Here is a 12,761-nt window from a genome sequence, read left to right as displayed (position 1 = left end):
CGCAGAGGCACAAGCCCGTCGGCTCGCAAGCGCGACAAGAACGGGCAGGCCCACAAGAACGACGAGAACGACGAGAACAACGAGAACAACGAGAACAATCGGGAGGAGAGACCCCATGCTAGGCCTGACCTTGCTGTATGTAGGCGCGGTGCTGTGTCTGAACGGCTTGTGGCTGCTGGGCCGGATCGGCGACCGCGAGATCTGGGTCGTCAATATCTTCTCCGGCGGCGTGACCATGCTGGTCTCCTTGCAGCTCATCTTCGGCAGCGATGCCGGCATCGCCTCGATCAAGGCAGGGGCACTCACGCTGCTGTTCACGTTCACCTACCTCTGGGTGGCGCTGAACCGCTTCAACGGTGCCGATGGCCGCGGGCTGGGCTGGTTCAGCCTGTTCGTCTCCATCACCGTGATCCCGGTGGCCATCGAATCGCTGCAGAACGCCGCCACGGTCTGGGACGTGTGGTTCGCCTGGTGCTGGGTCGGCTGGGGCGTGCTGTGGTTCCTCTATTTCGTGCTGCTGGCGCTGCAGCGTCCCATCCTCAAGCTGACCGGCGTGGCCACGGTGCTGGCCGGCATCGCCACCGGCTGGCTGCCCGGCTACCTGCTGCTCAGCGGCACGCTCAAGTAAGACGGACGGGCCGGCCCTGCAGGCACGGCCCGCCCCATGCGCAGTGCAGGCAGGCGGCCCGCAGCGTAGCGTCGGCCGCTGTTTCCAACCCAGGCCAACACCCGGCGATCGACCGGGCCCACCGCAAGGAGACAGGCATATGGCAGATACCCTCATCAAGGTCGACCTGAAGCAATCGGCCTATGAAAACGAGATGGTGCACAACCGCTGGCATCCGGATATCCCGATGGCCTGCTGGGTCAATCCGGGCGACGATTTCATCCTGGAGACCTACGACTGGACCGGCGGCTTCATCAAGAACAACGAGTCCGCCGACGACGTGCGTGACATCGACCTGTCCATCGTCCACTTCCTGTCCGGGCCGGTGGGCGTGCGCGGCGTCCAGCCGGGCGACCTGCTGGTGGTCGATCTGCTGGATATCGGTGCCAAGGCGGACAGCCAGTGGGGCTTCAATGGCTTCTTCTCGAAGAAGAACGGCGGCGGCTTCCTGACCGACCATTTCCCGCAGGCGCAGAAGTCGATCTGGGATTTCCATGGTGTCTACACCTCATCGCGCCACGTGCCCGGCGTGCAGTTCGCTGGCCTGATCCACCCGGGCCTGATCGGCTGCCTGCCCGATCCCAATCTGCTGCGCACCTGGAACGAGCGCGAACTGGGCCTGATCGAGACCGACCCGCACCGCGTGCCGCCGCTGGCCAACCCGCCATTCGGGCCCACCGCCCACATGGGCAAGCTGCAGGGCGAGGCGCGCCAGAAGGCCGCCGCTGAAGGTGCGCGCACGGTGCCGCCGCGCGAGCATGGCGGCAACTGCGACATCAAGGACCTGTCGCGCGGCTCGCGTGTCTACTTCCCGGTCTATGTGGATGGCGCCGGCCTGTCGGTCGGCGACCTGCACTTCAGCCAGGGCGATGGTGAAATCACCTTCTGCGGCGCCATCGAAATGGCCGGCTGGGTCCATATGCGCGTGAACGTGATCAAGGACGGCATGGCCAAGTACGGCATCAAGAATCCGATCTTCAAGCCCAGTCCGATCACGCCCACCTACAACGACTACCTGATCTTCGAAGGCATCTCGGTGGACGAGAGCGGCAAGCAGCACTATCTCGACGTCAACGTGGCCTACCGCCAGGCCTGCCTGAACGCCATCGAGTACCTGACCAAGTTCGGCTACTCGCGCGCGCAGGCCTACGCCATCCTGGGCACGGCGCCGGTGCAGGGGCATATCAGCGGCGTGGTGGACATTCCCAATTCCTGCGCCACGCTGTGGGTGCCTACGCAGATCTTCGACTTCGACATCCGTCCCGATGCCAACGGACCCACCGTGCACATCAAGGGCGGCGCCGACGTGCTGCTCTCGCCCGACCTCAACTGAGCCCCCGCGCGCCGTCCCGGTGTGGTCCCGGGCGGCGCGCAACCCACCGAATCCATCCGGACGGAGAGACGCTGATGCCTATCTACGAGTACGCCTGCGCCGACTGCGGCGAGTTCACCGCGGTGCGGCGCATGGCCGAGCGCGACGACCCGCAGGCCTGCCCCGCCTGCGGCGGGCCGGCGCAGCGGCTGGTGGCCGCCACCATGCTGGCGCTGATGCCCGCGGCCCAGCGCCGCGCCCACGCGGGCAACGAACGCAGCGCCCATGCGCCGGTCAGCGTGCAGGGACACCGCCATGGGCCGGGCTGCGGTTGCGGTGGTGCGCAGGCCAAGGCGTCCCAGGCGGGCGGCGCCAAGTCCTTCCTCGGCAAGCGCCCCTGGATGATCAGCCATTAGCCGGATGTCGGCCGGATGCCGGTCAGGCGCCGGCCGGACCCGCCTGCGGTCCGCCGTGGCTACGCGGGCCAGGCGGGCAGGGCGGCGAGCACGCTATGCTAGAGTGGCGGCACCGGCGGATGGCCGCGCCTCCCGCTCGCGCCTTGGCCCGCCCGCGCCTGGCGGGATGAGACGTCGTGACAGGCGCGCTGCGCCGCCGCCTCCACGACGCCACCGATGATCGTTCGCCCTCGCCCCAACTGGCTGCGCATGCTGTTCGTGCTGCGCGGCTCGGTGCTGCAGGACATCGCCCTGCAGCTCATCCTGACCACCGCCTTCGCCGTCCTGGTGACCCTGCTGCATGGCAGGCTGTTCTTGTGGAAGATCCCGCTGACCTTCGTGCCTTTTTCACTGATCGGGCTGACGCTGGCGATCTTCCTCGGCTTTCGCAACAGCACCAGCTATGCGCGCTACTGGGAGGCGCGCAGCCTGTGGGGTGCGCTGCTCAATGAAGCGCGCACGCTGGCGCGGCAGGCCTGCACGCTGGTCGATGGCGACGCGGGCAAGGATGGCAAGGTTGGCGATGGCGCGGCAGACCAGGCGCGTCCCTTCGTCTACCGGCTGGTGGCCTTTACCCACGCGCTGCGGCACCAGCTGCGCGGCACGGCGCCGGCGGCCGACATGGCGCGGCTGCTGCCGCCGGAAGAATGCCAGCGCGTGGCGCAGGCGCGCTACCAGCCGGCCGTGCTGCTGCTGATGGCCGGCGAATGGCTGCGCGACATGCGCCGCCAGGGGCGTATCGACGTGGCGCTGGTGCCGGCCATGGAGCGGCCGCTGGCGCGCCTGAGCGAGGTGCTCGGCGGCTGCGAGCGCATCGCCGGCACGCCGATCCCCTTCACCTATGCGGTGATCCTCCACCGCACCATCTCTCTGTACTGCCTGTTGCTGCCATTCGGCCTGCTGGACTCCATCGGCCCGATGACGCCGGTCATCGTGGCCTTCATCGCCTACACCTTCTTTGCGCTGGAGGCGCTGGCGGCGGAGCTGGAGGAGCCGTTCGGCACGGCGCAGAACGACTTGGCGCTGGAAGCGATCTCACTGACGATCGAGGCGACCCTGCGCGAGACGCTGGGCGAGCGGGACCTGCCCGCCCAGCCGGCGGCCGTGGACTACGTGCTGCGCTAGCCGCGCGAAGCCACCGAGGCCTGGCGGCCTTCGAGATTGAGCCGGCGGTACAGCACCGTCAGCAGCAACAGCCAGGCCGGTCCGACGTAGAGCGCCACGCGCGTGTCGGGGAAATAGGCCATCAGCGCCACCACGCCCGCCAGGAAGGCCAGGGCGATCCACGAGCCGTAAGGCCAGAAGGGCATGCGGAAGGCCAGAGAGTCGCGCTGCGCGGGAGACAGGCTGCGGCGGAAGTTCATCTGTGCCACCAGGATCACCGCCCAGGTCCAGACCGCACCGAAGGTCGAGATCGAGGTGACCCACACGAAGACCTTCTCAGGCACCAGGTAGTTGAGCGCCACGCCGCACAGCAGCGCGGCCATCGACACGAGCACCGCGCGGCGCGGCACGCCATTGCGGTCGACCTTGCCGAAGGCGCGCGGCGCCTGGCCCTGCAGCGCCAGGCTGTAGAGCATGCGCGCCGTGCTGAAGATGCCGCCGTTGCACGACGACAGCGCGGCGGTGAGCACCACGAAGTTGATGATGCCGGCGGCGGTACGGATGCCCAGGCGCTCGAAGGTCATGACGAAGGGGCTGCCCTGGGTGCCGATGCCATCCCAAGGGTAGAGCGACAGGATGACGAAGAGCGCGCCGACGTAGAAGATCAGGATGCGCCAGAACACCGAGTTGATGGCGCGCGGGATGGACTTGCCTGGATTGCTCGCCTCGCCGGCGGTCAGCCCGACCATCTCCACGCCCAGGTAGGCGAACATCACCATCTGCAGCGACATCAGCACGCCGCCGACGCCGTTCGGCAGGAAGCCACCGTGCGCCCACAGGTTGCCGATGCCGATCGGCACGCCGCCATTGCCGAGTCCGAACACGATCAGTGCGCCACCGGCCGCCAGCAGCAGCACGATGGTGACGATCTTGATCATGGCGAACCAGAACTCGATCTCGCCGTAGGCCTTGACGGCCAGCAGGTTGATCGAGCCCATCGTGCCCAGCGCGGCCAGCGCCCAGATCCAGCGCGGCACCTCGGGGAACCAGATGCCCATGTAGATGCCCACGGCCGTGATCTCTGCGATGCAGGTCACCAGCCAGACGAACCAGTAGTTCCAGCCTGTCAGGTAGCCCGCCAGCGGGCCGACGTAGTCCTGGGCGTAGCGGCAGAAGGAGCCGGCCACGGGATGGTGCACGGCCATCTCGCCCAGCGCGCGCATGATCAGGAAGATCATCGCGCCGCCCAGCATGTACGCCAGCATGATGGCGGGGCCGGCCATGCGGATGGCGTTGGCCGAGCCCAGGAAGAGTCCGACGCCGATCGCGGAACCCAGTGCCATCAAGCGGATATGGCGCTCGCCGAGGCCGCGTTGCAGTTGTCCTGTCTGGTGTGACGTTTGGTGATCACCCATGTTTTCGTTGTCTCCGATTGTTTCGACAGTGGCGCCGGCCCTTGTGAAGCAGGCGCCCCGGGGGTGGCAGTCGGGTTGCCTTGCGCGCCGGACCAGATCGTGGTGGCGCGCGCAATCTCCTGCCGAAAGGAGACGGATGATGGCAGAAGTTTCATCAAACTGGCAAATCCACAAAGCGAAAGTGGCGACCATGCCATGAAAGCTGGCACAAGACTTGTTTGGGCTCCTCGCTCCCGGCCGCTCGGGCCCGCCGCCGGACAGGTCAACCGTCGGCGCTGCCGGCGCGTCAGTGCGGTGTCGAGACCTTGCCAGCGAGGGGTGCCAAAGTGATGGAAGCGATGCTCCGCCAGATGCGCCTGTGCTTGCTGCCGATGGTGGCGGCCAGCCTGCTTGGCGCCTGCGCAGTGGATCAGCGGGGGGCCGAGGCGGCTACCCAGGCCACCATCGCCGCCGCGGACCTGCGCTGGCTGGACCGCGTCACCTTCGGTGCCGACCAGGCCTGCATCGCCCGCCTGCGGCAACTGGGGCGCCAGCGCTTCCTCGAAGAGCAGCTAAAGCTGCCGGCGGCGGACTCGCCTGAGCTGATTGCCGCCATCGCCGGCCTGAGCGTGTCGCAGATGGACGGCGCGCAGCGCTATCGCGCGATGCGCACCGAACAACAGCGCATCAACGGCCTGGCGGACGAAGACGAGAAACGCCAGGCGCGCGATGCCCTCAACCGGCTGGGCAATGACCTCGTGCTGGACAGCGCGCGGCGGCACCTGCTGCGGGCGCTGTACTCGCCGGCGCAGTTGCGCGAGCAGATGACCTGGTTCTGGATGAACCACTTCAGTGTGTACGCGGGCAAGGGCGCGGTGCGCTGGACGCTGGGCGACTATGAGGAGCGGGTGGTGCGCCCGCGCGCGCTGGGCAATTTCCGCGACCTGCTGCTGGCCACGCTGACCGCCCCTGCGATGCTGGAGTACCTGGACAACGCGCAGAGCGCCGCCGGCCATATCAACGAAAACTACGCCCGCGAGCTGATGGAGCTGCACACCCTGGGCGTGGCGGGCGGGCCGAGCGGCTCGCGCTACACGCAGCAGGACGTGCAGGAACTGGCGCGCGTGCTGACCGGCGTGGGGCTGGACGTCACCGGCCAGCCCCCCAAGCTGCCGCCGCAGCGCCAGGCCGACTACCGCGCGCAGGGGCTGTTCGCCTTCAACCCGGCGCGCCACGACTACGGCGCCAAGACCCTGCTGGGCCACCCGATCGCGCCCGGCGGCTTCCGTGAGGTGGAGCAGGCGGTCGATATCCTGGCCGCCGAGCCCGCCACCGCGCGCTTCCTCTCGGCCAAGCTCGCGGCCTACTTCCTGGCCGACGATCCGCCACCGGCGCTGGTCGCGCGCATGGCCGGCACCTTTGCGCGCAGCCACGGCGACATCGCCGCGGTGCTGACGACCCTGTTCCTGTCGCCGGAAATGGACCGCGCGGCAGCCACCGCCGGGCGCAAGTTCAAGGACCCGATGGTGTTCGTGGTGTCCTCGCTGCGGCTGGCGTACGATGGCCGCCCGGTGGCCAATGTGCGCCCCGCGGTGAACTGGCTGCAGCAGCTGGGCGAGCCGCTCTACGGCCGCGTGACGCCGGACGGCTACCCGCTGTCGGAGAGCGCCTGGGCCAGTTCGGGCCAGCTGGTCAAGCGCTTCGAGATCGCCCGCGCCATCGGCAGCGGCCCGGCGGGGCTGTTCCAGGGCGACGACGGCAAGCCGCTGCCGCGCACCGGCTTCCCGATGCCGGGCAACCGGGTCTATTTCGACGCCATCGAGGGCACGCTCGGCGCGGGCACGCGCGCGGCACTGGCACAGGCCGCCACCCAGGCCGAGTGGAACACCATGTTGCTGGCTTCGCCCGAATGGATGCAGCGATAGCGCGGGCGCCAAGGAGAAAGCGATGAATCGCAGAAGCTGGCTCAAGCGGGCCGCCATCGGCATCGGCAGTGCCGGCACGGCGCTGGCCTGGCCGGGCATCGTGTCGCGCGCGTATGCGCTGCCCCGGCAGGCCGACGCCCGTTTCCTGCTGGTCTTCCTGCGCGGCGGCTATGACGCCTGCAGCGTGCTGGTGCCGGCAGGCAGCGATTTCTACTACGCCACGCGGCCCACTATCGCGATCCGGCGCCCCGTGGCGACCGGCGCGCCGCCCGACCCGGGCGCGGCGATCGCCCTGGCGGCGGGCTTCGAGGCGGATGCCGGCGCGCGCGCCATCGGCGGCTGGGCCCTGCATCCGGCCTTGCGCGACAGCATGCTGCCCATATGGCAGCGGCAGCAGCTTGCCTTCCTGCCCTTTGCGGGTACCAGCGATCTGTCGCGCAGCCATTTCGAAACGCAGGACAGCATCGAGGCAGGCCTGCCTTCCGCGCTCGCAGCAGGCGGCGTGGGTCGGGGCAGCGGTTTCCTGAACCGTCTTGCCCAGGCCATGGGTGGCGAAGCGGCCCCGGTCGCCTTCACCGACGGCATGCCGACCGTCCTGTCGGGCGCGCGCGAGGTGCCCAATGTCTCGCTGAAAGGCACCGGCCGCACGCCCTTCGATGCGCGCCAGACGCGGCTGCTGGCGCAGATGTACAAAGGCACGCGCTTCGAGCCGCTGATCGACGAAGGCTTCGAGTTGCGGCAGACCGTGGCGCAGGAGGCCGAAGCCATGCAGCGCCGCGCGTCCATGCCGCCCATCAGCGCGACGGCGGCGGGCGAGGGCAACGGCGCAATGATGGCGGCGCGGCTGGAGGAAATGCAGGCGGCCAACCGGCGCGCGCTGAGTGCCAAGGGCTTCGAACTGGAGGCGCGCCGCATGGCCGGGCTGATGCGCGACAAGTTCAATCTCGCCTTCATCGACGTGGGTGGCTGGGATACCCACGTGAACCAGGGCGCGGCGCAGGGCCAGCTCGCCAACCTGCTGGACAACCTGGGGCGCGGCCTGGCCGGCTTCGCCGAGGAGATGGGCCCGGTCTGGGACAAGACCACGGTGGTGGTGGTCTCCGAGTTCGGCCGCACCTTCCGCGAGAACGGCACGCGCGGCACCGATCACGGCCACGGCACAGCCTACTGGGTGGCCGGCGGCGCCGTGCACGGCGGGCGCATCGCCGGTGAGCAGGTGGAGGTGGCGGAGCGCACGCTCAACCAGAACCGGGACTGGCCCGTGCTCAACGAATACCGTGCGGTGCTGGGCGGCCTGTTCCAGCGCCTTTACGGCCTGGACCAAGGGCGGCTGGCGCAGGTGTTTCCTGGTGCAAGGCCGCGCGATGTCGGCCTGGTGTAGCGCGCCTGGGGCGCATGCCTGGCGCGATTGCCAGCACGGCAATGGCATTCGATAATCGCTCGTTTCCTCGTTCGTCTGAGCCCCGCCCGATGCTGCCCGCCGCCTCCCGCCCTTCGCTGTTGATCAGTGCCTGCCTGCTGGGCCGGCCCGTGCGCTATGACGGGCAGGGCAAGGCCCAGCCGAATGCGGTGCTGGAGCGCTTGCGCCAGGTGTTCGACCTGGTGCCGGTGTGTCCCGAGGTGATGGGCGGACTGCCCACGCCGCGCCCGCCCGCGGAGATCGTCGGCGGCAGCGGCACGCAGGTGCTGGCAGGTATCGCCGTCGTGCGCGAGCGCACGGGCGCCGATGTCAGCGCGGCCTTCGTCGCGGGCGCGCACCAGGCATTGGCCCACGCGCGCGAGCGAGGCTGCCGGCATGCCCTGCTGAAGGCCCTGAGCCCGTCCTGCGGCAACCGCGCGCACTATGACGGCAGCTTCAGCGGCGCGCGCCGTGCGGGGCAGGGTGTGGCTGCCGCGCTGCTGGCCGAGGCCGGCCTGACAGTCTGGAACGAAGACGAGGTCGACGCTCTGCTGCAGACGGTCGCGGCGGAGGTGCTTGCCGCTGGCGATCTTCCTCGCTAAGATGAGTGCTGCCTGCCGCACCAACGGCAGGACGCGTCGCTCGGACGGTTCCGGGCGCTTACGTTGAAAAGGAACTCCATGTCTGCCGCTTCGGGCAAGCGCCGCTTTGCGCGCATCGATCGCCTTCCCCCCTACGTTTTCAATATCACCGCCGAGTTGAAGATGGCCGCCCGCCGCCGTGGCGAGGACATCATCGACATGAGCATGGGCAATCCGGACGGCGCCACGCCGCCCCATATCGTCGCCAAGCTGACCGAGGCGGCGCAGCGGCCGGACACGCACGGCTACTCCGCCTCGAAGGGCATTCCCCGCCTGCGCCGCGCGATCTCGCACTGGTACCGCGAACGCTACGACGTGGAGATCGATCCCGACACCGAGGCGATCGTCACCATCGGCTCCAAGGAGGGCCTGGCCCACCTGATGCTGGCGACGCTGGACCGCGGCGACACCGTGCTGGTGCCCGACCCGAGCTACCCCATCCACATCTACGGCGCAGTCATCGCCGGCGCTGACATCCGCTCGGTGCCGCTCACGCCGGGCGTGGATTTCTTCGCCGAGCTGGAAAGCGCCATCCGCGGCAGCTACCCCAAGCCCAAGATGATCGTGCTGGGGTTTCCGTCCAACCCGACCGCGCAGTGCGTGGAGCTGGATTTCTTCGAGCGGGTGATCGCGCTGGCGCGCAAGCACGACATCTTCGTGGTGCACGACCTGGCCTATGCCGACATCGTCTTCGACGGCTGGAAGGCGCCGTCGATCATGCAGGTACCGGGCGCCAAGGACATCGCGGTGGAGTTCTTCACGCTGTCCAAGAGCTACAACATGGCGGGCTGGCGCATCGGCTTCATGGTGGGCAATCCCGACCTGGTGGCCGCGCTCACGCGGATCAAGAGCTATCACGACTACGGCACCTTCACGCCGCTGCAGGTGGCGGCTATCGCCGCGCTGGAGGGAGACCAGCAATGCGTGAAGGAGATCGCCGCGCAATACCAGTCGCGCCGCGACGTGCTGGCGCGCGGGCTGATCGAATCCGGCTGGCCGGTCGAGATCCCCAAGGCCTCGATGTATATCTGGGCGCGTATTCCCGAGCCCTACCGTGCGCTGGGCTCGCTGGAATTCTCCAAGCAACTGCTGGCCAAGGCCAAGGTCTCGGTGTCGCCGGGCATCGGCTTCGGCGACTATGGCGATGAGTACGTGCGCTTTGCCCTGATCGAGAACGAATCGCGCATCCGCCAGGCCGTGCGCGGCATCAAGGCCATGTTCCGCGCCGACGGGCTGGTCAAGGTGCCGGTCGACGAGCAGCACGGCCAGCAGGGGAGCGCAGGCAAGGCGCGCACCTGACCCAGGGCGCGAGCGCGGCCCGCGATGGCCGCGCTCGGCCGCCGGGCGGGCGCCTCGCAGCTGGCACCGTCCGTGCGTGCAAGGCACGCAGCACATGGCGGGAAGCAGCGCGGGTGGAAATGAACCCATACATGGCGGGCGCGCCGGCGTCGCTGACTATACTGGAACCATTGTTATCCATCGTGCCCGGCTTCCGTGTGGCAGGCGGGTCAGGGGGGAAGCGCAATGCAACGGTATGCCCACGTGCTGCTATTGCTGCTGCCGCTGGCGTTGGCCGGCTGCATCTCCTTCAGCAGCAGCAATCCGAATCCGCCCGACAAGACCACGGTGGTGGTGCCGCAGCCTGGTACCACGGTTTGCAGCCCTGGGCCCTGCTAGTCCTCCCGCCGGATCAGTTCGCCACCGTCGGACTCGTGTTGCGCAGGTCGAAGTGAGCATCGAGGTTGACGATGCCAATGCAGGGCGGGTGCGGTGTGTCGTTGGCCGTCAAGGATGCGAGGTGCCGCGCCAGGCCGCCAAACGATCCGAACGCCACCTCGTGCCCGCCGCCCGGCACCAGCGGGAACAGTCCGCGCGAACATGTCTGTCCACATGCCGTTGGACGTGGGTAGTGAAGTCAGGCTTTTGATGGTCATTCGATGCCACGGGAACGACGGCAGCTGCTTGCGAAGGCGTACCCGCCGGCGCATCCCGCGGTCTGTCGATGTAGGCTTACTTGATCATCGGCAGTTTGAGGCCAAACTTCTTCGCGGTTGCCACCGCGAGTTCATAGCCGGCATCGGCATGGCGCATGACGCCCGAGCCGCAGTCGTTGACCAGCACGCGTGCCAGGCGCTTTTCCGCCTCGTCGGTACCGTCGCAGACGATGACCATGCCCGAGTGCTGGGAGTAACCCATGCCGACGCCGCCACCGTGATGCAGGCTGACCCATGTGGCGCCGCCCGCGGTATTCAGCAGCGCGTTGAGCAGGGGCCAGTCGCTGACGGCGTCGGTGCCGTCCTTCATGGCTTCGGTCTCGCGGTTCGGGCTGGCTACGGAGCCGGTGTCCAGATGATCGCGGCCAATCACCACCGGTGCCTTCAGTTCGCCCTTGCGGACCATCTCGTTGAAGGCAAGGCCCGCGAGGTGGCGTTCGCCCAGGCCGAGCCAGCAGATGCGTGCGGGCAGGCCCTGGAAGGCAATGCGTTCGCGCGCCATGTCGAGCCAACGATGCACGTGCTGATTCTCGGGAAACAGCTCCTTGATCTTGGCGTCGGTCTTGTAGATGTCCTCGGGATCGCCCGACAGTGCCACCCAGCGGAACGGGCCCTTGCCTTCGCAGAACAGCGGGCGGATATAGGCCGGGACGAAGCCCGGGAAATCGAAGGCATTCTTGACGCCCTTGTCGAATGCGACCTGGCGGATGTTGTTGCCATAGTCGACCACTGGGATGCCCATCGACTGGAAGTCAAGCATCGCCTGTACGTGTGCCGCGCAACTGTTGGCGGCGTCTTCCGTCAGGCGGGCGTGTTGCGACGGGTCGCGCTGTGCGTCCTTCCACTGCGCGACGCTCCAGCCAGCTGGCAGATAGCCGTGAATCAGGTCGTGGGCCGACGTCTGGTCGGTCACGAGGTCCGGCTTGATGTCACCTGCACGAGCGCGCTTGACCAGTTCCGGCAGGATGTCCGCCGCGTTGCCCAGCAGGCCGATGGAAACCGCTTCGCGGGCAGCCGTGTGTTGCTGGATCAGTGCAATCGCGTCGTCGAGGTCTTTGGCCTGCTTGTCCAGGTACCGGGTGCGCAGGCGGAAGTCGATGCTGCTTTGCTGACATTCGATGGTCAGCGATACGGCGCCAGCAAGCGTAGCCGCAAGCGGCTGAGCGCCGCCCATGCCGCCCAGTCCAGCCGTCAGGATCCAACGCCCGGCGAGGTCGCCGCCGTAGTGCTGTCGACCGGCTTCGGCGAACGTTTCGTAGGTGCCTTGCACAATCCCCTGGCTGCCGATGTAGATCCAGCTACCGGCAGTCATCTGGCCATACATGAACAGGCCCTTGCGGTCGAGTTCGTTGAAGTGCTTCCAGTTCGCCCATTGCGGCACGAGGTTCGAGTTGGCAATCAGCACGCGCGGTGCATCGGCATGTGTCTTGAAAACGCCGACCGGCTTGCCTGACTGCACGAGCAGCGTTTCGTCGGCCTCGAGGTCTTTCAGCGAGGCCAGGATCTGGTCGTAGCACTTCCAGTCACGCGCAGCGCGGCCAATGCCACCATACACCACGAGCGCCTGCGGATTCTCGGCAACCTCGGGGTCCAGGTTGTTTTGAATCATGCGGAACGCGGCTTCAGCCAGCCAGTTCTTGCAGGTCAGTTGATTGCCTCGCGGAGCACGGATTTCGCGGGTGGGGTCGAAGCGGGGATCGAGGGCGGTGGTCATGCAACAGTCTCCTTGGCTGGTCAGGTGCCCCGTACGACGTGATGAACGAGGCTGCATCCGATGTCATGACTATACTTGTATAGTCATGATTATTCAAGTTCAGTTGAACCGGGTTTTCCCGTAAACTTGCATAGTTGTCTAGACACGATTCTGCGA

Annotated in this window: 11 protein-coding genes and 1 pseudogene; 9 read left to right on the top strand and 3 right to left on the bottom strand. The window is 67.7% G+C overall.

Translation table 11 applies throughout. From position 1 onward, the window contains the following. Positions 1 to 115: 115 nt before the first annotated feature. From AC1Z3O_RS29710 to AC1Z3O_RS29695, 4 genes are all read left to right on the top strand, one after another. Positions 116 to 628 (top strand): AmiS/UreI family transporter, encoded by a 513-nt coding sequence (locus tag AC1Z3O_RS29710; protein WP_483520099.1) that lies wholly within the window; start codon positions 116 to 118, stop codon positions 626 to 628. A gap of 139 nt (positions 629 to 767) precedes the next feature. Continuing rightward, on the top strand, positions 768 to 2,000 hold the full coding sequence (gene fmdA / locus AC1Z3O_RS29705; RefSeq protein ID WP_483520098.1) for a formamidase: 1,233 nt from the start codon (positions 768 to 770) through the stop codon (positions 1,998 to 2,000). Between the two features lie 74 nt (positions 2,001 to 2,074). Beyond that, positions 2,075 to 2,395: a zinc ribbon domain-containing protein gene (locus AC1Z3O_RS29700; RefSeq protein WP_483520096.1), complete on the top strand. Its 321-nt coding sequence runs from the start codon at positions 2,075 to 2,077 to the stop codon at positions 2,393 to 2,395. Between the two features lie 216 nt (positions 2,396 to 2,611). Beyond that, the gene (locus AC1Z3O_RS29695) at positions 2,612 to 3,559 is read left to right on the top strand and encodes a bestrophin family protein (protein WP_483520094.1); all 948 of its coding nucleotides are present in this window, start codon (positions 2,612 to 2,614) and stop codon (positions 3,557 to 3,559) included. On the opposite strand, the gene AC1Z3O_RS29690 is transcribed toward AC1Z3O_RS29695, so the two are convergent. Then, positions 3,556 to 4,953 (bottom strand): amino acid permease, encoded by a 1,398-nt coding sequence (locus AC1Z3O_RS29690; protein ID WP_483520092.1) that lies wholly within the window; start codon positions 4,951 to 4,953, stop codon positions 3,556 to 3,558. The genes AC1Z3O_RS29695 and AC1Z3O_RS29690 overlap by 4 nt on opposite strands. Before the next feature lie 329 nt (positions 4,954 to 5,282). On the opposite strand from AC1Z3O_RS29690, the gene AC1Z3O_RS29685 reads away from it, so the two are divergent. From AC1Z3O_RS29685 to AC1Z3O_RS29665, 5 genes are all read left to right on the top strand, one after another. After that, positions 5,283 to 6,857, top strand: a complete 1,575-nt coding sequence (locus AC1Z3O_RS29685) for a DUF1800 domain-containing protein (protein ID WP_483520090.1) — start codon at positions 5,283 to 5,285, stop codon at positions 6,855 to 6,857. Positions 6,858 to 6,879: 22 nt separating this feature from the next. Continuing rightward, entirely contained in the window at positions 6,880 to 8,238 is a 1,359-nt protein-coding gene (locus tag AC1Z3O_RS29680) for a DUF1501 domain-containing protein (protein WP_483520088.1), read from the top strand. Positions 8,239 to 8,327: 89 nt separating this feature from the next. Beyond that, positions 8,328 to 8,858: a 2-thiouracil desulfurase family protein gene (locus AC1Z3O_RS29675; RefSeq protein WP_483520086.1), complete on the top strand. Its 531-nt coding sequence runs from the start codon at positions 8,328 to 8,330 to the stop codon at positions 8,856 to 8,858. A 78-nt stretch (positions 8,859 to 8,936) separates the two neighbouring features. Beyond that, on the top strand, positions 8,937 to 10,196 hold the full coding sequence (gene alaC / locus AC1Z3O_RS29670) for an alanine transaminase (protein WP_483520085.1): 1,260 nt from the start codon (positions 8,937 to 8,939) through the stop codon (positions 10,194 to 10,196). Between the two features lie 225 nt (positions 10,197 to 10,421). After that, positions 10,422 to 10,574: a hypothetical protein gene (locus tag AC1Z3O_RS29665; RefSeq protein ID WP_483520083.1), complete on the top strand. Its 153-nt coding sequence runs from the start codon at positions 10,422 to 10,424 to the stop codon at positions 10,572 to 10,574. A 40-nt stretch (positions 10,575 to 10,614) separates the two neighbouring features. Here the strand turns inward: AC1Z3O_RS29665 and AC1Z3O_RS29660 are convergent. Both AC1Z3O_RS29660 and hutU read right to left on the bottom strand, forming a co-directional pair. Beyond that, positions 10,615 to 10,773, bottom strand: a pseudogene (locus tag AC1Z3O_RS29660) (arginase family protein); the annotation flags it as partial. Between the two features lie 134 nt (positions 10,774 to 10,907). After that, positions 10,908 to 12,605, bottom strand: coding sequence for a urocanate hydratase (gene hutU, locus AC1Z3O_RS29655; protein ID WP_483520081.1), 1,698 nt, complete (start codon positions 12,603 to 12,605; stop codon positions 10,908 to 10,910). Positions 12,606 to 12,761: the final 156 nt, after the last annotated feature.

The sequence above is a fragment of the Cupriavidus sp. 09_S30 genome, assembly GCF_056930435.1.
Note: the sequence above shows the minus strand (reverse complement) of the source record. Positions and strands in the feature narration are given on the sequence as shown.